The organism is Microbacterium sp. MYb66 (genome assembly GCF_002979435.1).
Lineage (GTDB): Bacteria > Actinomycetota > Actinomycetes > Actinomycetales > Microbacteriaceae > Microbacterium.
Window position 1 is genome coordinate 484,608 of the sequence record NZ_PCOV01000002.1, and the last position, 21,140, is coordinate 505,747.

The 21,140-nt window shown below is 69.7% G+C and carries 23 protein-coding genes; 13 read left to right on the forward strand and 10 right to left on the reverse strand.

Annotated features, from left to right (window positions below):
• Positions 1-3 precede the first annotated feature (3 nt).
• Positions 4-930, reverse strand: coding sequence for a glycosyltransferase family 2 protein (locus tag CQ045_RS06165; protein ID WP_105721783.1), 927 nt, complete (start codon positions 928-930; stop codon positions 4-6).
• Positions 927-1,553: a CDP-alcohol phosphatidyltransferase family protein gene (locus tag CQ045_RS06170; RefSeq protein WP_181156460.1), complete on the reverse strand. Its 627-nt coding sequence runs from the start codon at positions 1,551-1,553 to the stop codon at positions 927-929. Before CQ045_RS06170 ends, CQ045_RS06165 begins: the two co-directional genes overlap by 4 nt.
• Positions 1,554-1,842: 289 nt before the next feature.
• Between CQ045_RS06170 and pssD the strand changes: the two genes are divergently transcribed.
• Together pssD and CQ045_RS06180 are read left to right on the forward strand one after the other, a co-directional pair.
• A complete protein-coding gene (gene pssD / locus CQ045_RS06175) occupies positions 1,843-2,322 on the forward strand; it encodes a PssD/Cps14F family polysaccharide biosynthesis glycosyltransferase (protein ID WP_105721785.1) in 480 nt (159 codons plus the stop codon).
• Positions 2,319-2,897 carry a glycosyltransferase gene (locus CQ045_RS06180; protein ID WP_181156461.1) on the forward strand — a complete coding sequence of 193 codons (579 nt, stop codon included), beginning with the start codon at positions 2,319-2,321 and terminating at the stop codon, positions 2,895-2,897. Before pssD ends, CQ045_RS06180 begins: the two co-directional genes overlap by 4 nt.
• A 4-nt stretch (positions 2,898-2,901) precedes the next feature.
• On the opposite strand, the gene CQ045_RS06185 is transcribed toward CQ045_RS06180, so the two are convergent.
• Positions 2,902-4,122, reverse strand: coding sequence for a glycosyltransferase (locus CQ045_RS06185; RefSeq protein WP_105721787.1), 1,221 nt, complete (start codon positions 4,120-4,122; stop codon positions 2,902-2,904).
• Positions 4,123-4,242: 120 nt separating this feature from the next.
• Between CQ045_RS06185 and CQ045_RS06190 the strand changes: the two genes are divergently transcribed.
• Positions 4,243-4,698 (forward strand): adenylyltransferase/cytidyltransferase family protein, encoded by a 456-nt coding sequence (locus CQ045_RS06190; RefSeq protein ID WP_105721788.1) that lies wholly within the window; start codon positions 4,243-4,245, stop codon positions 4,696-4,698.
• 19 nt (positions 4,699-4,717) lie between these two features.
• Here the strand turns inward: CQ045_RS06190 and CQ045_RS06195 are convergent, their stop codons facing one another.
• Positions 4,718-5,110 carry an SIP domain-containing protein gene (locus tag CQ045_RS06195; RefSeq protein WP_105721789.1) on the reverse strand — a complete coding sequence of 131 codons (393 nt, stop codon included), beginning with the start codon at positions 5,108-5,110 and terminating at the stop codon, positions 4,718-4,720.
• 128 nt (positions 5,111-5,238) lie between these two features.
• Between CQ045_RS06195 and CQ045_RS06200 the strand changes: the two genes are divergently transcribed.
• From CQ045_RS06200 to CQ045_RS06220, 5 genes are read left to right on the forward strand one after another with little or no spacing between them, the layout of a single operon-like run.
• On the forward strand, positions 5,239-5,739 hold the full coding sequence (locus CQ045_RS06200) for a hypothetical protein (protein WP_258130971.1): 501 nt from the start codon (positions 5,239-5,241) through the stop codon (positions 5,737-5,739).
• Positions 5,736-6,758, forward strand: coding sequence for a cation diffusion facilitator family transporter (locus tag CQ045_RS06205; RefSeq protein ID WP_308737008.1), 1,023 nt, complete (start codon positions 5,736-5,738; stop codon positions 6,756-6,758). The genes CQ045_RS06200 and CQ045_RS06205 overlap by 4 nt, the downstream gene beginning before the upstream one ends.
• A 9-nt stretch (positions 6,759-6,767) precedes the next feature.
• Positions 6,768-7,031, forward strand: coding sequence for a glutaredoxin domain-containing protein (locus tag CQ045_RS06210; RefSeq protein ID WP_105721790.1), 264 nt, complete (start codon positions 6,768-6,770; stop codon positions 7,029-7,031).
• 31 nt (positions 7,032-7,062) lie between these two features.
• The gene (locus CQ045_RS06215; RefSeq protein ID WP_258130972.1) at positions 7,063-8,457 is read left to right on the forward strand and encodes an MFS transporter; all 1,395 of its coding nucleotides are present in this window, start codon (positions 7,063-7,065) and stop codon (positions 8,455-8,457) included.
• 28 nt (positions 8,458-8,485) lie between these two features.
• Positions 8,486-10,276: an aldehyde dehydrogenase family protein gene (locus CQ045_RS06220; RefSeq protein WP_105721791.1), complete on the forward strand. Its 1,791-nt coding sequence runs from the start codon at positions 8,486-8,488 to the stop codon at positions 10,274-10,276.
• Positions 10,277-10,279: 3 nt separating this feature from the next.
• On the opposite strand, the gene pip is transcribed toward CQ045_RS06220, so the two are convergent.
• Entirely contained in the window at positions 10,280-11,257 is a 978-nt protein-coding gene (pip, locus tag CQ045_RS06225) for a prolyl aminopeptidase (protein ID WP_105721792.1), read from the reverse strand.
• A gap of 65 nt (positions 11,258-11,322) precedes the next feature.
• Positions 11,323-12,207, reverse strand: a complete 885-nt coding sequence (locus CQ045_RS06230; protein WP_105721793.1) for a neutral zinc metallopeptidase — start codon at positions 12,205-12,207, stop codon at positions 11,323-11,325.
• A gap of 52 nt (positions 12,208-12,259) precedes the next feature.
• Between CQ045_RS06230 and CQ045_RS06235 the strand changes: the two genes are divergently transcribed.
• From CQ045_RS06235 to CQ045_RS06255, 5 genes are all read left to right on the forward strand, one after another.
• Positions 12,260-13,249 (forward strand): malate dehydrogenase, encoded by a 990-nt coding sequence (locus CQ045_RS06235; protein ID WP_105721794.1) that lies wholly within the window; start codon positions 12,260-12,262, stop codon positions 13,247-13,249.
• Between the two features lie 114 nt (positions 13,250-13,363).
• Positions 13,364-15,652 (forward strand): DUF6571 family protein, encoded by a 2,289-nt coding sequence (locus CQ045_RS06240; RefSeq protein WP_105721795.1) that lies wholly within the window; start codon positions 13,364-13,366, stop codon positions 15,650-15,652.
• A 2-nt stretch (positions 15,653-15,654) separates the two neighbouring features.
• Complete coding sequence (locus CQ045_RS06245) at positions 15,655-16,260, forward strand: hypothetical protein (RefSeq protein ID WP_105721796.1); 606 nt, start codon at positions 15,655-15,657, stop codon at positions 16,258-16,260.
• The gene (locus tag CQ045_RS06250; protein WP_105721797.1) at positions 16,260-16,541 is read left to right on the forward strand and encodes a hypothetical protein; all 282 of its coding nucleotides are present in this window, start codon (positions 16,260-16,262) and stop codon (positions 16,539-16,541) included. The genes CQ045_RS06245 and CQ045_RS06250 overlap by 1 nt, the downstream gene beginning before the upstream one ends.
• Before the next feature lie 90 nt (positions 16,542-16,631).
• Positions 16,632-17,108 carry a recombinase family protein gene (locus CQ045_RS06255; RefSeq protein WP_105721798.1) on the forward strand — a complete coding sequence of 159 codons (477 nt, stop codon included), beginning with the start codon at positions 16,632-16,634 and terminating at the stop codon, positions 17,106-17,108.
• Positions 17,109-17,129: 21 nt separating this feature from the next.
• On the opposite strand, the gene CQ045_RS06260 is transcribed toward CQ045_RS06255, so the two are convergent.
• The 4 genes from CQ045_RS06260 to CQ045_RS06275 are packed head-to-tail and all read right to left on the reverse strand — an operon-like array spanning position 17,130 to position 21,079.
• On the reverse strand, positions 17,130-17,828 hold the full coding sequence (locus CQ045_RS06260; protein WP_105721799.1) for a hypothetical protein: 699 nt from the start codon (positions 17,826-17,828) through the stop codon (positions 17,130-17,132).
• Positions 17,821-18,303 carry a hypothetical protein gene (locus CQ045_RS06265; protein WP_181156462.1) on the reverse strand — a complete coding sequence of 161 codons (483 nt, stop codon included), beginning with the start codon at positions 18,301-18,303 and terminating at the stop codon, positions 17,821-17,823. The genes CQ045_RS06260 and CQ045_RS06265 overlap by 8 nt, the downstream gene beginning before the upstream one ends.
• A complete protein-coding gene (locus CQ045_RS06270) occupies positions 18,303-20,051 on the reverse strand; it encodes a hypothetical protein (protein ID WP_105721800.1) in 1,749 nt (582 codons plus the stop codon). The genes CQ045_RS06265 and CQ045_RS06270 overlap by 1 nt, the downstream gene beginning before the upstream one ends.
• Positions 20,048-21,079, reverse strand: coding sequence for a hypothetical protein (locus CQ045_RS06275; protein WP_105721801.1), 1,032 nt, complete (start codon positions 21,077-21,079; stop codon positions 20,048-20,050). The genes CQ045_RS06270 and CQ045_RS06275 overlap by 4 nt, the downstream gene beginning before the upstream one ends.
• Positions 21,080-21,140: the final 61 nt, after the last annotated feature.

Sequence of the window (21,140 nt, forward strand, 5' to 3'; positions counted from 1 at the left end):
CGTTCATATCCCACGTCCACGGTTGTTGAGGGCGGTGACGATCCGCTCGGGCGAGACGATCCCGGAGAGCGCGATCCAGGTCAGCGCCACGCGAGGCTCGCTCGCGCGATGTCTGCGGGCTCGTCGCACCCAGTGCTTGGCCGACGCCTTCGAACCCGCCGCCGCGTAGGCGAATGCGACCTGACCGCACATGCGGGCGGCGTTGCTGTCGTCGAGGAGCAGGTCCTTGTGCTTCTCGAGCAGGAACCCGAGCCCTTCGGCCATGGGTGCCCAGCGGCCGGCGAAGTAGGACGTGCGGTCCCAGTGCACGATGACCAACGGATGCGGGACGCTCACGATGTCGCCGCGCTCCGTGAGCTGCAGGAGGAGATCGTAGTCCTCGCCGTACGAGTGCGGGATCGCCTCGTCCACCCCGACCGGCAGATCGAGAAGATCGCTGCGACGGAACAGGAAGGATGAGGGATGGATCTCACCGATGCGCGAGGCGAGGAAGTCCTTCCGGGTGCTGACGGCGGGCGGAATGCGGACGATCGACTCGCTCTGCGTGACGATCTCGATTCCGGCCGAGACACCGACGGCATCCGGCACCTGCGCCCACAGCGCGACCTGCTCGCGGAGCTTCACGGGCAGCCATTCGTCGTCGTCATCGCAGAAGGCGAGCAGCTCTCCCGTGGCGGCGGCGATACCGGTGTTGCGACCGCCGGCGAGGCCAGGAGTGCGATCGTTCGCCATGGTGCGAAGGGTGACCGAGCCCAGCACGGGCCTCACGTCGTCGAGCGGGTCGATATCGCACTGGTCGTACACGATCACGATCTCGACGCCGCCCGCGTACTCCTGGGCGGCGATCGATCGAACCGCGCGGCGAAGCAGTTCTGCACGTCCTCGCGTCGCGATCACGACGGACACGGCGGGTTCGACCACGACGCTCATCGCTGACCTCCTTCGGCGAGTTCACGCCAGCGGCGGCGCGCGGAGAAGATCATGTGCGCCACGTTGGCGAGCATCAGCAGCAGGTAAGCCGCGACGAAGAGAGGGAGAACACCCCACAGCACGAACACCCAGCACAGGACGCCGGGGTCGGTGGGCAACAGGATCCAGGACTGCATCCGCCGCACCTCCGTCCGCTCCACTCGCGCGTTGTCGCGCAGCAGGCCACCGACGTTCTGGCTCAGGAAGCTGGCCGATGCGAGAACCGAGAAGAGCGCGGCGGCCACGGCGAGCGTGGTCATGCCGGACATCAGGAAGGCTGCCGCGATCGCGAGGTGGACGGCCGGGAGACGGACGGCGTCGAGCGTGTGATCGAGCCACTCGCCCTGGAGGCTCGATGTGCCCTGGAGCCGCGCCAACTGGCCGTCGGCGGAATCCAGCGCATACCCGATCGCGAGGAGCAGCGCGGCGGCGAAACCCGCGAGCACCGGCGAGTACGCCTGCAGCAGCAGGAACGAGGCGAGTCCGGCGAAGGTGAACACGATGCTGACGACCGAGACGGCCGACGGCGTCGCTTTCACCGCGCCGAAGAAGGCCGCGAACACCCGCGCCGCGCGTCGGTTCACCCAGCGCGTGTACGCGGGTACTCCTACGCCAGGCTTCTGCGCGGAATCGAGGCGTCTGAGCGCCGAACGAAACGAAAGTGGCGCTTCAACGCCAAGGTCTACCCCAGTCATAAGACCGTTCTCCCCAAAAATCCCCAGTTGACGGAAATCCCTACATTCCCGCCGATCACCTCCCCCGAGGTGACCTCCCCGAAGCGTACCAGAATATCGAGCGCCCGCACGGACCAATTTCTCCGCTCACGATGCCGACTCTCACCGGGACGCCTCCCGCGCCATACTGGGACTCATCATGGGAAAGACAACCCCCGACCGCGATCGGTTGAAGATCCTCTTCGTCGCCTCCACCGGCGGACACCTCACTCAGCTGCTCGCACTGCGCGACTGGTGGGCCACGCAGGAGCGCGCGTGGGTGAGCTTCGATCACCCGCATGCGCACGCCGCACTCGCCGATGAGCAGGTGACCTGGGCGTTCTCGCCGACGACCAGGAACATTCCCAACGCGATTCGCAATCTGTTCCTGGCGCGCCGCGTCCTTCGGCGATATCGACCAGACATCGTGGTGTCGACCGGAGCCGGTGTCGCCGTGCCCTTCTTCTGGACCGCACGAGCTCTCGGCATCCGCACTCTCTACATTGAGGTGATCGATCGCATCTCCACTCGGACGATGACCGGACGGATGGTGTATCCGACCGTGGATGCCTTCGCGGTCCAGTGGCCCGAGCAACAGGCGCTCTATCCGGATTCGCGCGTGATCGGAGCCACCCTGTGAGCACGCGGATCTTCGTCTCGGTCGGGACGGACCATCATCCGTTCGATCGACTGATCGCGTGGATCGATCAGTGGGTCGCTGCGCAACAGGACGTCTCGCTGATCGTGCAGAACGGCTACTCGGCCGCCTCGACGACCGGTGAGAACCACATGATGATGACGGGCGACGAGTTGCAGCGGCACTATCGGTCCGCCGACATCGTCGTGTCCCAGGTCGGCCCGGGCACCATCGCCGACGCGAACGCCGCCGGCGTCGTCCCGATCGTGGTCCCCCGTGACCCGAGCCTCGGCGAGGTGGTCGACGATCATCAGTACGCGTTCGGGGAGTTCATGGCGGATCGCGGGCGCTGCACGGTCGTCACCACGGAGGCGGATCTGCGGTCGGCGCTGGACCACCTGATCTCGACCCCCGGCGCCCAACGCTTCCAACCGGATGCCGACGACGTCAGCGCGAGCGCCGCGGTCGCCGCACTCGTCGCAGAGCTGGTGGCCCAGCCCCGCCGCCGCCTCGCATGGCGACGTGTCACCGCGATGATCCGCCGCCCGTCACCGCAGCCCCCACGACGGACGCCGTGAGCTCCTAGAGCTCGCCGGGCTTCATGACCTCGACGTCGATCGCCCGGATCACCCGCTGCGCGGCCGTGTCGGTTGGCGGCTCGACCCCTGCAGGCTCTCCCTTGCGGCGGCGCTGCGGCGCGTAGACGACGAGGGAGTGGAACAGGAATCGGGCGAAGAACGCCACGATGAGCGAGAGCGCGGTCGCGAGCACGCTCGAGATGTGCCAGGACTCGACCATCAGAGCCATCACCGGGATGCGCAGCGCCGCTTCGACGTTGTTGAACGCGAAGGAGCTGGCGAACCGGATGCCGAGCGCGCGGGCATCCGTCCGCATGTCGGCGAACACGAAGCGCTCCTGCAGCAGGAAGTTTCCGATGATCGTGACCTCGGCGCCGATGATGGCGGCCCAGACGTACGGGACGCCGGCGGCCGTGAGCCCCCACATGATCGCGAGGTTCGCGGCGGCCCCGATCACGCCGATCAGGGCGAAGAGCGACATCTTCCCGAACCGCAGGCGCGCGAGGTGCGCGATGAACGTCGCCCCCTGGCGCAGGCTCGCCTTGGACGTGCCGTGTCGTCGTTCGGCGAACTCCATCGGCACCTCGGCGATGCGCAGGTCGTTGCGCGCGAGGATCTCGAGGAGGATCTTGAAGCCCTGCGGCTTGAGCGCGGCGAGGTCGAGACGCCGTCGGTCGGCCAGGAAGAAGCCGGTCATCGGGTCGGTGCTGCGGGCGAGACGGATCGGGAACATCGCCCTGGTCAGCCAGGTCGCCACGCGCGAGACGCCGAAGCGCACGGCGGTGCCGAGCCCGCTCGTGTCTCCCCCGCCCACGTACCGGGAAGCGGCGACCACGTCGGCGTCGCCCACGGCGTGCCGTTCGAGGAGCGCGGGCAGAAGCTCCGGCGGATGCTGCAGGTCGCCGTCCATCACGATGCAGAGATCGGATGCCGCGGCCTCGAGCCCGACGACGACGGCGCCGCCCAGCCCTCCCGTGTTCTCGGTGCGGTGGATGACCCGCACCGGGATCAGGGCATCGGCCGCGACCCTGGCGACCTCGGCGGCGGTGTCGTCGGTGCTGTCGTCGACGAACAGGATCTCGGCGTCCCACTCGGTGAGCGCGGCGGCGGTGCGGGCGACGAGTTCGGCGACGTTGTCGCGCTCGTTGAACGTCGGCACGATGACCGTGACCGGTGTCCCCACGTCCGCCCCCTGTTCCGCATGCGCATCGCCTGCGGCCTCCATCGTTCCACGGGTTCCTATGGGGAAGGAAACCGAGACCTGCTAGACTGTCGATCCGCGGCTGTGGGAGTCGCGAAGCGGATGGGGATCCGCTTACTGGGGAATCACTGATCTGGGGAGATCATGGGGACGCGTATCGGCTACGCCGTTGGTGCTTTCGACCTGTTTCACGTCGGGCATCTGAATCTGCTTCGTCACGCCAAACAGCACTGCGACATTCTGATCGCCGGTGTCGTCAGCGACGAGATGCTGCGCCAGGTGAAGGGCATCGAGCCCGTCATCCCGACGGCGGAGCGTGCGGAGATCGTGAAGCACATCTCGTTCGTCGACGACGTCTACGTCGAGACGACGCCGTCGAAGATGGACTCGTGGCGCGACGTGCAGTTCACGCACTTCTTCAAGGGCGACGACTGGCGCGGCACCGACAAGGGCCTGCGCCTCGAGCGCGAGTTCGCCGAGGTCGGCGTCGAGGTCGTGTACTTCCCGTACACCGCGCACACGTCGAGTTCCACGCTGCGCCGCGCGCTCGACGCGATCACCGCCGGCGCGGGTGCGCCCGCGGTCGCGTCGACCCGCTGAGACCTCGACCGTCCCGGCGTCAGTTCGCGACGCCGAGCAGGCTGCGCGCCATCCGGGCGACGTGCGGCGGCGTGTGCGGTCCGAGCCAGACCGTCCACTGCGCGGGCGGCTCGGTGCAGGTCCACTCGACGCACCAGGCATGCACGGCGTTCGCGAGCCGTTCGCCCCGAGTGTGCGCGCGGATGCCGTCGCCCCGCACCAGCCAGCGCACCGAGACGCCTTCCGGGACGTCGATGTGGCGGAACTGGATGCGCGCCGCCGCCTCGAGGATGACCACACCCTGCGCATCCCACGGCAGCCGTGCGGCGATGCTCGCGATGAAACCGGCGTCCGCCGCGTCGCCGGCGATGAGGACGGCACCTTCGATGTCGTCCCAGTCGGGATCCTCCAGGTGCTCGCACGCGCTGCTCATGCGGTCAAGTATAGGTAAGGCTACCCTTACTGACAAGGGATGATGTCCGGCTCTCCCCTGCCTAGCGCCCGCTCGAGCCTCTCGTCAACGCCTTTGCCGGGGGCCGCCCGTGGGAGCAGGCTCCGTTCGTGAACAGTTCTTCGGTACAGCGCCGGCGGCGGGTCGTGCGACTCGCGACATCTCTCGCCGGGCTCACCCTGATCGGCGCCCTCTCCGGATGCGGCCTGACGATCCCCGCCGACCCCGATGGGACGCTGGACACGGTCACCGGCGGGGAACTCCGGGTCGGGACCTCACCGGACGGCGCACTCGTCGAAGTGCGCGGAGACGAGCCGACGGGGAGCATCGTCGAACTCGTGGACCGCTTCGCCGAGAGCATCCACGCCGAACCGGACTGGACCGTCGCCTCGGAGGAGACACTGGTGGCGATGCTCGAGGCGGGAGATCTCGACCTCATCGCGGGCGGCATCACTCCCGACACCCCGTGGATCGACAAGGCCGGCGTCACCCGCGGCTACCGCGGGATCGACGGCGCCGACGGACGCGAGCTCGTCATGCTGGTGCCCCTGGGCGAGAACGCGTTCCTGTCGAGGCTCGAGACCTTCCTCGACGCGGAGGCAGGTCAGTGAGCGAGCTGAAGCGGTTCGGACGCACGACCCTGCCGGACGAGCAGGAGCGCGCGATCCGCCGCGCCGTCCGGTGGGAGATCTTCACGATCGTCTACACCTCGATCACGATCGCGGTGATCGCCCTGGTGGTGGGCGAGTCGCAGGCCATGCGCACGGCCTGGATCGAGGACATGCTCTCCCTGATCCCGCAGTTCGCGTTCCTGATCGCGCTCCTCTTCGTGCGCCGCCGCCCGACCAGGAAGCACCCCTACGGCCTGCATCGGGCGATGGGCGTCGGGCACCTCGTCGCCGGCGTCGCCCTGCTCGCGGTCGGCGTGAACCTCGCGATCGAAGCGGTCACGGGTCTGATCTCCGGAGAGCACCCGACCATCGGCACGATCCAGCTCTGGGGCCAGACGGTCTGGCTCGGCTGGCTCATGGTCGGCGTGATGGTCGTGGTCATCATCGGACCCGTGTTCTTCTACGGTCCGGCCAAATCGAAACTCGCGCCGGTGCTGCACAACAAGCTCCTCTACGCCGACGCCGACATGGCGAAGGCCGACTGGCAGACCACCGTCGCCTCGATCGTCGGCGTGCTCGGCGTCGGCATCGGCCTGTGGTGGCTCGACGGCGCCGCGGCACTGTTCATCTCGCTCGGCATCATCTGGGACGGGTTCCGCAACACGAGGACCGCCATCGTCGACCTGATGGACCAGCGGGCGCGCACCTACGACAGCAAGCATCCGCATCCGCTCGCCGCCGACATCGTGTCGTACCTGCGGAGCCGTCCGTGGGTCGCGCAGGCAGGGGTGCGCATGCGCGATCAGGGTCAGGTGTTCCACATCGAGGCCTTCGTCGTCCCCCACCGTCGCAAGGTGTCGATCCGCGAGATGACCGACCTGCAGGCGCAGGTCACCGAGCTCGACTGGAAGATCCAGGACGTCGTCATCGTCCCGGTCGAGCGATTGCCGCAGGAGGCGGACCCCGGACGGCGCGAGACTCCCCCGACTCTCAGCGCCTCCCCTGCTGAGCGCCCGTAGGCTGGAAGCATGACTTCTGCTGTTTCCGACACCATCACGATGTTCGGCGCCGACTGGTGCCGCGACTGCATCCGCACCAAGAAGCAGCTCGATGCGCTGGGCGTGGAGTACACCTACGTCGATCTCGTCGCCGAGCCCGCTGCCGCGGACGTCGCGAAGGAGATCTCGGGTCGCACGAACATCCCGGTGGTCGTCTACCCCGACTCCTCGCACCATGTCGAGCCCTCGAACGCCGACGTCGAGTCGAAGCTGCGCGAGCTCGCGCTGATCTGATCGGCTCCCATCGCGCCGCTACACTGGCGCGATGAGCACTGAGGCTCGACCCGAACGAGCATCCGCCCGCCTGTCTCCGCGCACGATCGTGCTGTACGCGATCGGCTCGCTCGGGACCGGCGGCTATGCCACCCTGCCCGGGCTGGTGCTGACGTACTTCCTCACCGACAACCTCGGTGTCGCCGCGTTGGCGGCGGGGCTGATCGTCACGGCGGCGAAGATCTGGGACGTCCTGATCGACCCGCTGATCGGCGCCGCCTCCGACCGGCAGCTCGCCCGCACGGGATCCCGCCGCGGCTTCATGGTCACCGGCGCTCTCGCACTGCCGCTGTTCTTCGCCCTCACCTTCGCGGTGCCGCCCTCGTGGGGACCGGTCGCGGGAGCGATCAGCGTGCTGCTGGCGTTCCTCGCCACCGCGACGGCCTTCAGCCTGTTCCAGGTGCCGTACGTCGCACTCCCCGCGGAGCTGACCGGCAGCTATGACGAGCGCACCCGCCTGCTCGGGTGGCGGGTCGTCGTGCTCACGGCCGCGATCCTCCTCTTCGGCGCCGGCGGGCCCGCCCTGCGCAATGCGGGCGACGATCCCGTCATCGGCTACCTGCTGATGGGCATCGCCTCCGGTCTCGTGATCGGCATCGGCATGCTGATCGCCGCCCGGACGGCGGATGTCGCGGCCAGACGGACGGCGGCCATCCCGGCCACCGCGGCGGCACCCTCCACCTGGCGCGATCAGTACATGTCCGGATTCCGGGCACTGGGCCGCAGCCAGCCGTTCCGCGCACTCCTGGGCACCTTCGTGCTGCAGGCCCTCGCAACGGGCACGATGCTCGCCGGTGCGCAGTATGTGGCGACCTGGGTCCTGCGGTCCGAGGATGCGGTGACCTTCGTCTTCGTCGCCCTCGTGGGACCCGCGCTGCTCGCGACTCCCGGATGGACGATCATCGCGCGACGCATCGGCAAGGAGCGGGCGTTCGGGATCGCCAGCGTCGTGTTCACCGTCGCGGCGGCCTCGCTGGTCTTCGCGGTCTGGGCGCCGGGCGCGTGGATCTACGCCTCGGTCGCGGTCGCGGGCATCGCCTACGCGGGCCTCCAGTCGCTGCCGATGGCGATGCTCCCTGACGTCATCTCGCACGACGAGCGCCGCAGCGGACCCGGTCAGGCGGGCACGTTCACCGGTATCTGGACCGCCGGCGAGACGGTCGGATTCGCACTCGGCGCGACTGCGGTGTCGCTGACGCTCGCGGCCACCGGCTACGTCTCGACGGTCGCCGGCGCCACGGTCGAGCAGCCCGAGGCCGCGATCACGGGCATCGTGCTGAGCTTCAGCATCCTGCCCGCCGTGCTGATGGCGGGGAGCCTGTGGACGCTGCGGCACTACCGTCTGCGTCGCGAGGACATCGATGCCGCCGTCACCTCCGACGCCTAAGCTGGGATCCCGTCCGAAGGAGACACCGATGACTTCTGCGAGCACGTCCGCCCCCGCCGCTGCGAAGAGCGCGCCGAAGCCCGAGACCCCGGCGCTGGGCGAAGGCGAACGCGACCGGCTCGACGCCGCCGTCGGCGACCTGCAGGCCGGAGCCCGCACCTGGTCGGCACTCACGGCCGCGCAGCGCGTGACCCTGCTGCGCGCCGTGCGCACCAGCGTCGCCGCCACCTCTGAGGACTGGGCCCTCACCGCCGCCGCCTCGAAGGGCCTCGACGGGAAGCACCCGCTGCGCGGCGAGGAGTGGCTGAGCGGACCGTACAGCGTGCTCGGTGCGCTCGACGCCTACATCGAGACCCTCTCCCGCCTGGCGAACGGCACCAACCCGCTCGACGGGCTCACGATCGATCGGGCCCCCGGAGGGCGCACACGCGTGCACGCCTTCCCCCTGACCGGGATCGACAAGTTCCTGCTGTCCGGCTTCACCGGCGAGGTCTGGCTGGAACCGGGCATCACCCCGAACGCGGCGCGCGCCTCCGCCGGTCTCGCGCAGCGCACGCCGACCGAGTCGGGTGGTGTCGGCCTCGTGCTCGGCGCCGGGAACGTCACCTCGATCCCGGTACTCGACGTGCTCTACGAACTGCTCGCCCACAACCGCACCGCGCTGCTCAAGGTGAACCCGACGCAGGACGCCTTGGTGCCGGTGTACAAGCGCGCGCTCGCGCCGCTCATCGAGCCCGGCCTGCTGCGCATCGTCCGCGGAGGGCCGGCGGTCGGCGCCTATCTCACCACCCACCCCGGCCTCGTGCACGTGCACATCACGGGGTCGGCGGCGACCTTCGACACCATCGTCTGGGGGCCGTCGAAGGGCGAGGGCGCAGCGGCGACGAAGCGGCGACGACGGGAAGGTCGGCCCCTGCTGAAGAAGCCGATCACCGCGGAGCTCGGCGGCGTCTCGCCCATCATCGTGGTCCCCGGCGCCTGGACGGATGCCGACATCACCTACCAGGCCGAGCACATCGCGACCATGCGCCTGCAGAACTGCGGCCACAACTGCATCGCCGGCCAGGTCGTCATCATGTCGTCCGACTGGGACCAGGCCGACGCCTTCCGGGCCGCGCTGCGACGCGCCTATGCGAATGCCCCGGAGCGCCCGACCTGGTACCCCGGTTCTCCTTCCCGGATGCAGCTGGCGACGGACGACTACCCCGACGCGCTCGTGCTCGGCGATCGGCTGCTCGTCGAGATCGATGCCGACGACGACCCGACGGCACTCGAGACCACCGAGTACTTCGCGCCGGTGCTCGGCGTCGTCACCGTGCCGGGCACGGGACAGGACTTCCTCGACGCCGCCGTGGCCCATGCGAACGACAGACTCCAGGGCACGCTCGGCGCGAACCTGCTGATCGACCCCGCGACGGAGAAGGCACTCGGCGTCGGTTTCGAGCGGGCCATCACCGCGCTGCACTACGGCTCGATCGCGATCAACGGCTGGACGGCCTTCGGCTTCATCACCCCGACCCTCACCTGGGGCGCTTTCCCCGGCGGCACGCTCGACGACGTCGGCAGCGGCCTCGGCGTCGTGCACAACGCCCTCCTCCTCGACGGCGTCGAGCGCTCCGTGCTCCGCGGCCCGTTCCGGCCCTTCCCGCGGTCGCTGCCGATCGCGAACGGGGGCGGGCGCCTGACGATCCTCCCGAAGCCGCCGTGGTTCGTGTCGGCGCGCACCGGCGCAGCCGTGAGCGAGGGGCTGACCCGGCACCGAGCGAACGGCGGCGTCGTGGGATTGATGAAGACCCTGACGAAGGCGCTGCAGGCCTGAGGGTCAGCGGTCGTCGCGGGCGAAGCGGTCGGTCGCGGCGCGCAGCGCCTTCTGCGTGCCCGGTTCGGTGGCCGCATGGCCCGCGTCGTCGACCACGACGAACTCGGCCTCCGGCCACGCACGATGCAGATCCCACGCCGTCATCATCGGCGTCGCGACGTCGTGCCGTCCCTGCACGATCACCGTCGGGATGTGGCGGATGCGGTCGACGCCCGCGATCAGCTGCCCCTCCTCCCACCAGCCGCGGTGCACGAAGAAGTGGTTCTCGATCCGGGCGAACGCCGTGGCCTTCTGCGGATCGGACATGGTGGCGATCTGCGCGGGGTCCGGCGTCAGCGTCACCGTCGCCGCCTCCCACGTCGACCAGGCGATCGCGGCCGGCACGTGCACGGCAGGGTCCGGGTCGAACAGGCGGCGGTGGTACGCGTCGATCATGTGCGAGCGCTCCAACACCGGGATCGGCGCGACGAAGCCCTCCCAGAGGTCGGGGAACAGCGCGGCCGCTCCGCCCTCGTAGAACCATTCGAGCTCGACGCGACGCAGCGTGAAGATCCCGCGGAGGACGAGCTCGGTCACGGCATCCGGATGCGCCTGGGCATAGGCGAGAGCGAGGGCGCTCCCCCACGACCCGCCGAACACCTGCCACCGGTCGATGCCGAGGTTCCTGCGCAGCAGTTCGAGATCGGCGATCAGGTGGGCCGTGGTGATGTGACGGAGATCGGCGTCCGGCGCGCCGGCGTGCGGAGTGCTCCGGCCGCAGCCGCGCTGGTCGAGCAGCACGATGCGATAGACGTTCGGGTCGAAGAACCGTCGCTGCCACGGCGATGTCCCACTGCCGGGGCCGCCGTGCAGGAAGACCACCGGCTTGCCCTCGGGGTTGCCGCTGACCTCCCAGTAGACCCGGTGCCCGTCTCCGACGAGCAGCTCCCCGGTCTCGTACGGTTCGATCGGTGGATACAGTGCATCCGTCTTCTTCATCATCGGCCCCCCAGCCGGTCGTGCTGACTTCTTCGTCAACGGTAGCGGACGCTCTCGCGTCGCCGGGACTACGGGTCGAGCTGGTCGGCGGGGAGCGTGAACGCCTGCCCGCAGACGTCCAGTCCGTTCTGGTAGCCCTCGGCGAACCAGCGCTGACGCTGCTCGCTGGAGCCGTGCGTCCAGCTCTCCGGGTTCACGAACCCCGACTGGGCCTGGATGCTGTCGTCGCCGACCGCCGAGGCCGCGTTCAGGGCGTCCACGATCTCGGGCTCGGTGGGTGTGACGAGATACGGGTCGCCGTCGGCATCGGTCTGCTCGGTCATCCGCCCGATCCACGCCCCGGCGTAGCAGTCGGCCTGGAGTTCCATCCGGACTCCGTTGCTGCCGGGGCCGGTCCCGTTGTTCGGGTAGCGGTCCATGTCCCCCGTGATGTTCTGGATGTGGTGGCCCCACTCGTGGCCGACGATGTACAGCTGGGCGAGGTTGCCGGCGGATGCTCCGAACTGCTGCTGCATGAGCTGGAAGAACGTCGGGTCGACGTAGACCCCTTCCTCGGGCGGGCAGTAGAACGGGCCGACGGCGTTGGAGGCGGTGCCGCACTGCGTCGGGGTAGAGCCGTCGACGACGACCATCTGCGGCTTGCGGTAGCCCTCGACGTTGTCGGACCAGAACGCGTCGAGAGCAAGCTGCGCGCCGGCCATGCGGCAGTCCACATCGGCGTTCGCGTCCGCCCCGGTGTCGCAGTTCTCGATGACCGATCCGCCGGCGGGCTCGCTGCCCCCGCTCGGTGCGCCCCCGCCCAGCAGCCCGGTGAGGTCGATGCCGAGCAGCGGGCCCGCGATCAGCGCGATGATGCCGAGCACGCCCACTCCGGCGCCGCCCGCGATGGCGGCGGTGCGTCCGCGTCGGCGGGTGGTGTTGCCCGAGATGTCGGCGTCGGGATTGAAGGTCATGCGTCGAGGGTACTCCGCGCGAGAGCCCGCCGAACGGACGTAGGCTCGGGGCATGACCACCACGATCACCATCACCGGCGCCGGCGGACAGATCGGCTACGCACTGCTGTTCCGCATCGCGGCCGGCGACCTGCTCGGACCGGACGAGAACGTGCGACTGCGCCTGCTGGAGATCCCGCAGGGTCTCGGCGCGGCGGAGGGCGCGGCGCTCGAGCTGCAGGACGGTGCGTTCGGCCTTCTCGAGCACGTCGAGGTGACCGATGACGCCGCGGTGGGCTTCGACGGATGCGACCTCGCCCTGCTCGTCGGCGCGCGCCCGCGCGGTCCCGGCATGGAGCGCGCGGACCTGCTCGCCGCCAATGCCGGAATCTTCGGCCCGCAGGGTGCGGCCATCGCCGCCAACGCGGCCCCCGGCGTGCGCGTCACGGTCGTCGGCAACCCGGCCAACACCAACGCCCTGATCGCCGCGGCGTCCGCCGACGGCGTGCCCGCCGAGCGTTTCACGGCGCTGACGCGGCTCGACGAGAACCGAGCGCGGGCGCAGCTCGCACAGACGCTGGGCGCTCCGGTGCACACCGTCCGTCGCGTGCCCATCTGGGGCAACCACTCGGCGACCCAGTTCCCCGACATCTCGCATGCGACGGTCGGCGGGGCGCCCGTCGCCGAAGCGCTCGCGCAGATCGTGGGAGACGTGCCGACCTGGCTCGACGAGACCTTCATCCCCCGGGTCGCGAAGCGCGGTGCCGAGATCATCGAGGTGCGCGGATCGTCGTCCGTGGCATCCGCGGCGAGCGCGGCCATCGACCACGTGCGCGACTGGGTGCAGGGCACGGAGGACTGGACCTCGGCGGGAGTCGTCTCGCACGGCGAGTACGGCGTCCCCGAGGGGCTCATCTCCTCCTTCCCCGTGCGCTCGGTCGACGGCGCCTGGCAGATCGTCGAAGGACTGGAGCTGAGCGACCGGGCACGGGCGCGGATCGACGCCTCCGTCGCCGAACTGGTCGAGGAGCGCGAGGCGGTCCGGTCGCTCGGCATGCTCTGACGGTCCGAGTCCGCACCCGGTCGCGCCCATGGGGAGTTCTGCCCATCGCCGCTGCCGTGCGGCCCCGATAGATTTACTCGGGGACGGGAACACCGTCGAGGAGGGGCGCACGACATGACTCAGTGGGACGATCTTCATCCCGGCCGGGGGAACACCGGAGGGGTGAACGACGCGGCGACGCGCGTGAGCAGCCGGAGCACCGGCACGGAGACGGTGCGCACCGCCCTGTCCAACGCCGCGACCGCCACGACGGAGGCGATCTGGGCGGGCGATGCCGGCGCCGCATTCCGCACGTCGCTCACCAAGCCGCAGACCCTGTGCACGGAGCTGACGACCGAGTTCGCCGCGGTACAGGCCGCGCTGACCGCGTACGCCACCGAGGTCGACCGCATCCGCGTGGCCACGACCGCCGCTCATCAGTCGTACGCCACCGGCTACGCGACCTGGAAGACCGCGCAGCAGGAGGACAGCCCGTTCCTGCCGTCGGCGTTCACCTTCAACGCGCCCAACCCCACCCTGCAGGCGGGCCTCTGGGTGCCGAGCGGGAGCGAACCGGGGCTCTACGACATGCGGATGGCCGCGCAGAAGCTGCGGACCCTCGCCACGGAGCGGGAGACCGCCGACAGCACGCTCGTCACCGCCCTGCAGCCGCCGGCGTCGCAGCGCTGGGATCAGATGCAGTCCGCACTCAGCGCGGCCGGCATCGACGACATCGACGACCTGACCTACGACAACCTCGGGGACGCGTTCGCGAACCTCGCCGACGAGATCGCCGAGGGCGACGTCACCGACGAGAACGTGCAGGCCCTGCAGGACTTCTTCTCGGTCTGGGGCGACGACACCTTCGTGATGTCGCAGTTCTTCCTCGAGGTCGGCGGCGAGAACACCGTCTCGATGATCGACAACCTGGGTGACGCGGCCATCACCGAGGGCTTCGACCCCGCAGCGGCACTCGCGCTCGCCACCATGATCCGCGGCGGCCTGTCGACCGGCTCCCAGATCTGGATGCCGTCGACCTCGAGCGACTTCGCCGAGAGCATGCTCGAAGGCGCCTCCTCGACCGTGGGCGGCGCGGTCGCGGCGATCGGCTTCCTCTTCTCCGACGAGAAGAACAACCCGCTGGGCGTGAACCTCACGGTGGCCATGGCCGACGAGATCGACCGCATCGAACGCGACCCGATGAGCATGCAGAACGGCGGCTGGTACGACACCTCGCCGAACGCCGGCGGTCGCTTCCTCGCAGAGCTCGAGGGGGAGACGACCGGTCTCGACCAGAACCGCGTCGACGACCTCGCCGGGCGCGTCTTCTCGACGCTCGGCACCTACCCGGACGCCGCACTGGACTGGCTCACGGCGACCGGAGACGACCCGTACGGCGAAGGCGACCTGGGCCCCGGACGTGTCGAGTACTGGTTCGGCGACCGCGACTGGAGCGCCGAGGGCAGCGGCGACGGCTTCGAAGGGCCGGGAGCGCTCTGGGCCGGTGCGCAGCAGGCCGCGGGCGGTCCGGCGGATGCGACGCACACGTACAACCCGGAGACGTGGGAGCGCGTGGCGGAGCTCACGACCCAGGTCGTGCGGGAGCTGACCTCGAACGAGAGCTTCCTTCCGGAGAACCTCACGAGCATCGGCCAGGTGCGCATCGCAGAGGGCATCTCCGTGGCAATGCCCTACTTCTCGGAGAACCTCAGCGAGAGCGACCCCCGCACCGCGAGTGCGCTGTCGATCCAGGACGCACTCATCGGGACGACCGACCCCCGCTCGATCCCCAATGTCACGCAGGCGCAGCTGTCCCAGCTCCTCGGCACCGCGACCTGGAGCGACGGGGATTCGCCGTCCGCCGGTGCGGATGTCATCGCCCAGTCCGTGCGGCAGTACCAGGATGCGCTCATCGCTCTCGCCGACATCGCTCCTCCCGGCAGCGCCTTCGCCGCCGACGCCCTCGAACGCGTCGTCGAGCTGCAGGGTTGGCTCGACGGGTCGACGGAGGGCGCCGCGCTCGGAGAGGCCGGGCGCCACGATGCGGCCGTGCAGGAGGCCATCGACGGCGTGAGCACCGTCGTCGGACTGATCCCGATCCCGGCCGTCGGCGACATCCTCGTCGAGGGCGGCAGCGTCGCGATCGATGTCGTGCAGGATGCCGTCATCGGCGGCGTCTCCGACTGGGGCTTCGGCAATGCCGAGGCGGCGTGGGGCAACTCGCACGAAGTACTGTTGGAGGAGCAGCAGAACAGCGCCTCCGGCCGAGAGATCGCGATGATCAACACCATCGAGCAGATGCTCGCCGACCTCGGCATGACGGAGGGGCTCTCTCCGGCGGAGGCGACCGATCTCGCCGAGGAGATGTTGGCGGATTATCAGCGAGGCGTCGAGGCCAGCTCGTCGTGGGCAGAGGGGCATTGAGAATGCAGCAGAGGCGTGGACCCCTGGGTCTGACGGTGATCGGGATCGCAGCGATCGGTATCGCGCTGACGGGGTGCACCCCCGCGGCTGTCGAGCCGCCATCGGTCACCTGGCAGTCGGGCGAGCCGTCGGGCGAACTCGAATCCAGCCCCTGGGTGCAGGCCGTTCGCGCATCGGACACCGCCCTCAGCATCGCGGCGTTCACCCGCGACTACACCTCGGACGCGCTGCAGGACACCACGACGGAAGAGGCGATCGACACTGCGGCCCAGTGGCAGCGCGACGAGGCGAAGGCCGACCGGTTCTTCACCTACCCCGGCCCGGTGCCGATGATCCCGCTCTCGGTGGACGAGCAGGGTGACGAGGCGCTCGTGACCGTCTGCCAGGCGAAGGACTGGTACCTGGATGCCGACCACACCTCCGCACCGGAGCTCACCGAGGGAAGAGAAGTCGTCTACCGAGTGATCAGCGACGGTGACTCCCGCCTCGTCGAGACTGAATCCGTGACCACGGAGGAGTGCGACATCTCCGACGCGAGCATCGCGCTCTTCGACCCCCAGCCCGATCCGACCGAGACCTATTCTCCCGACGATGTGAAGGTGCCGTGATGACCGATCTCCAGTTCGACTCCGACGCCGTCGGCGCGACCGGCAGCACCCTGCAGAGCACGGCATGGGCGATGAGCCTGGACGTCGACCTCGAGCTCGCCGGCTGCGGCAGCTCGACCGTCTCGGCCGCGGCCGACACCTGGGCCATGTGGGCGAAGGCCTCCCTGCTGCAGCTGCAGAGCATGACCGCCGGCGCCGGCGTGGTCGCCCGCGACTCCGCCACCGCGTTCGAGACGCAGGAAGCCGAGATCGCGGACTCGGCGAACAACGGCACCCCCTGACGACTCACGCCGGGCGCGAGGTGGGTGCCGTCACGAGGCCGGTCTCCATCCGCGCCCCCGACAGGGCAGAATGGATGACGGAGGTGCGCGATGAGCGAGACGATCGAACCCACGGCGGCGGCATCCGTGGATGAAGCCCTGACGAGCCCGCTGCATCTCCCGCACGACGCGGCGGTGTGCCCGAAGTGCTTCACGGAGCTGCAGGAGAACCGGAACTTCTGGCTCGCCCGTCCCGACGGCTCACGCCTGGTCGGACTGGTGGTCGCCAGGGACGACATGCCCTCGGTCGTGGAGCAGCGTGCAGACCTCACGCGGTTCGGCGTGCCCATCGAGGGGTTCCGTCACCCCGCACCCGACATCCTGGAAAGCTGGAGCGACCGCCTCGCACGCCTCATCGGAACCCTGCGCCCGGGCGACGTGCTCGTCGTGGTGACCATCGCCGCGCTGGGTCGCGACAGCGACGAGGGAGCCAGGACGGTCGCGGAACTCCGCCGTCACGGCATCATCGTGAAGGTCCTCAGCCACAACGCCCGACACCTCGCCGACGCCGCCGCAGCCACGCGCTGAACGCGCCGCGCCCTCCGCGGATCAGGCGTCCTGCGCCACCGGCTCGCCGGCCAGCTCGAAGTACGACGCCTCGATGATGCTGTCGAAGAAGCCGAGGAGCACGTGCGGGATGTCGCCGATCGGCGTCGACAGATTCACGAGCAGCACCTGCTTCGTACCGGGGACCGTGTACCAGTAGTCGGCGGAGAGCCTGCGGAACCTCGCGTCCGCGGCCTCGGCTGCCAGCTCCGGCGGCGCCGCGCGCAGCTCTTCGTCGGTGACCGGCATCCGCTGCTCCTCGACGCTGTGCAGCCGCAGGATCGCCGAGCCGGGGATCTGCAGCCGTTGCGCGGTGTCGAGGTGGGGTCGTTCGAGCACGGTGAAGACCCGCTCGAGAGTCGCCGCGACAGCCTGGGGCGAGACGCCGATCGCCGGCGACATCCGCAGATCGGGCTGCTCGAAGACGGTGAGCGTCACCGGAAGCGCGGTGCCGGGGCGCAGCTCGGTCATCAGGAACATCGCCTTCGCATGCAGCGCCCGCGCCTGCGCCACCGCCTCGGTGAGGTCACGGCGGGTGAGGGCGCGCAGCGCCGAATCCTGATCGCGACGGCCGAAGGCCTGCTCGACGAAGTCCGCGACCAGCTGTCCGCTGTCGAGCTCGTTCAGCAGCACCGGATGCCAGGCGCCGAGGAGCCGGAAGCGCAATTCGGGCGTCGCCGCCGCGACGGCGCCCTCACTCACCGGCGAGCTTCTCGATCTCGTAGTCGGGGACGTTCACGCCCACCGAGAAACTCGGACTCCAGTCGATGCCGAGCTCATCCGCCGCACGCTGCGCCTCGATGGCGCCCTGCTTGCCCTCATAGGTGGACCACGGATTGAACTTCACGAACGCCGGCTTCGGCTCCGAGGCGTTCCAGGCCGAGACGAGGACGGCGGAGAGGCTCTCGCCCGTCACCACGTATCCGAGAGGGACCTCGACGTCGATCATCCAGCCCGAGGTCAGGCCGTCCTTGTTCGCCTCGACCTCGACCTGGAGGGCTTCGGGGAGCGCGACCTTCACCGCGTCGACCACGGGTGCGGCATCGGACATTTCAGCCTCCTGGGTGGATGGGGGCGGAGTCTCCTCCGGGGCGGGTGCGCCGAGCGGGAAGCATCCGGTCAGCAGCATCGCGGCGACGCCGATCCCTGCGGCGGACAGCGTCAGGCGTCGAACCATCACTCACTCCATGCATACTGCTCGGTCACGACCGTCGCGCCGTCGTGCGCGTAGAACTGCTCCAGTCTGGCACGCTCATCCGCCGGGAGATTCGCGAGCTGCTCCTGCCAGCTGATGTTGTACAGACCGGCGTTGTGCGCACCCGCGTCGATCGCGGCCGGCTGATGCCCGGGGGCGACCGGGGTGAAAGTGCGCCAGTGGTCCTCCTGACGCGGACCGACGGCGCCGTTGGTGAGGGTGTCGAGCATCGGCACCGGGTCACCCTGGTGCTGCATCGAGATGACCTGGGTCGTCGGCGGGATGCGCATGGCGTCGATCGGCGACCCGCACGCCATGACCGCATCGAAGTTGTAGGCGTCCGACCGGTTCGCGGCGAGGTGGCCGGCCATGATCCCGCCCTGGCTGAAGCCCACGAGCATCACCGGGTCGCCGTTCGGTCCCGGTTCGATACCCGCATCCCGCATCGCCTGCATCACGGCACGCTCGTACTGCGTCTGCAGCTCCGGCGTCAGCATGAGGGCCAGGTTGCTGTCGAGATCGTTGGTCGCGCCGGTGTCGTTGATGCCGGACATGCTCATGACCCAGTCCTGAGTGGAGGGGAGGACCACGCGCCAGCGGGTGACGCCGTCGGCGCCGACGACCTTCTCGACGCGGATCACGCCCTGCTCGTCGGCCGCGGACGTGCCCCCGAGGTCATCGACGAGCCCGGCCTCCGCGAAGGCGTTGTCGAGCGATGCCCCACTGACCGTCGACATCTGGTTGCGCCAGGCTTCGAGCGCCTGCTGGTACTCGGCGTCGGTCGCGTAGTCGGACCGGGACGGCATCGGGATGTTCCGCTCGTCGACCTCGAAGGGGGTGACCTCCGGATCGGGAGCGAGCACATCGGTGAGGATGCGGGTGATCAGCACCCCGCCGATCGTCAGTGCCACCGCGCCTCCGAGGAGCGCGAGCACGGCGCCGAGGAGCGGGCCGCCGAGGAGAAGCCCCGCGAGGCCCAGAACGACCGGAATCAGGAGGAGGAGCAGCGCCGCCATGATCTTCGGCAGCAGCGCGTTCCAGATGTCGGAGAGGGTGTCGAGGACTCCCTTGATCACATCCGCGACCCAGCGGCCGATGCTCGCGAGCAGATCGCCCACGCCCTCGAAGAACTGGGCGATGTTGTCGAGGACCGAGTCCTTGCCCTGGCTGATCACGCTCTCGATCGCGCGGATCGCGGCCTGGGCGGCGTCCTCCTTGCTCTGCGCGCCGGCGCGGAGCCGCGCGATGATCGCGTTGATGTCGCCCTGCGCGGCGGTCGCCTGACGCTCGGCACGGGCGAGGTCGTCGGCCGTGTCCTGCCGGACGTCCTGCGGAGAGTTGCTGAGGCCTTCGAACAGCTGCCGCCGCTGGGCGTCGCCGGCCGCGTGCTCGGCCGTGCCCAGCCGCCCCTGAGCCGATTCGAGGGCCGGGATGTCCCTGGCCGCCTGCTCCTTGATCGGCGCGAGCGTGACAGCGTACGTTCGCAGAGCGGACGCGGTCTCGTCGTACCGCAGATACGCCTGCGACATCGAGGTCTGCAGCTCGGCGGCCGTGGACCGCAGAGCGGTGGTCGACTTGCTCAGCTGCCCGGACACGATGTCCTGCAGCGCCTGCGCTGCGTCGTTGATGGCCGCTGCCTGTCGGGCGAGCGCGCCGGAACGCGTCTCGAGCGTGCCCGGGTCGCCCTCGAGCAGCTGCGACCAGTCGGACTGGTTCCAGAGACCGTTCATCGGACCGGCTCGCCTTCGGTGTGGATGTCGATGAGGGAGCGGAGATCGCCGAGAACCGTGTCGATGCGCTCGGACGGCGCGGAGAACGCGATGAGGTTCTCGGGAGGCAGCACGGCCTCTGCCGGGAGGGTGACGAACTCGGGAGCGGCCGGCGGGTCGGCGACCGGGAACGGCATGGGCAGCGCCTCGATCGTCGGGAGACCGACGCCCGGGGCGGGCGCGATCGGCGCGCCGGGAAGCGAAGGCACATCCACCCGCGGGGGATCCGCGATCAGGTCGGGGAAGTCGGGGCCGGCGACCTCGCCGGGCAGCGACGGCAGGTGCACGCGCGGCGGATCCGCGATGAAGTCGGGAAGAGACGGCAGCACCGGCGCAGGACCACCACCGACACCGGGCTCCGGAAGCGACGGCAACGGAGCGGGAATCGGATCCGGAAGCGACGGCAGGACCGGCGCAGGACCACCGCCGATACCCGGATCACCCGGAAGCGAAGGCAGCGGAGCGGGAACCGGATCCGGAAGCGAGGGCAGGACCGGCGCAGGACCGCCGCCGATACCCGGATCACCCGGAAGCGAAGGCAGCGGAGCGGGAATCGGAGCGGGTCCGGGACCGGGCGCAGGCGCGGGCTCCGGAGCAGGACCGGGTGCCGGCCACGGGCCCGGCGTCGGCGCTCCGTCGGGACCGCCGCCGACCGACGGCGGAGTCGCACCCGGAGCGCCCTGAGGCGGCTGCTCGACATGGTTCATCGCATCGGTGACGCTCTTCGCCATGTTCCGGTCGAGGTCGCCGAACGTGTCGGCGATCGCCTGCAGCGTGTCGCGGATGCCTTCCAGGCTCTTCTGCAGCTGGCCGCGCTTGCGATCCCAGTTGCCGGCGAAGTCGTGCACCTTGTCGGAGAGGCCGCCGTGTCCGGTGAGTCCGGCCACGTCGTCGCCGAACCGGTCGGCGCCGGCGAACGTCTGGATCGCGGCACTGATCGATGAACGCGATGCGTCCAGAAGACTGCTCTCGAGCGTGAGGTCGCTCATCGTTCCCCCCGATGGATGAATGGCGTGCAGGCGCACACGAGGGGATGCCGAGGTCGGCATC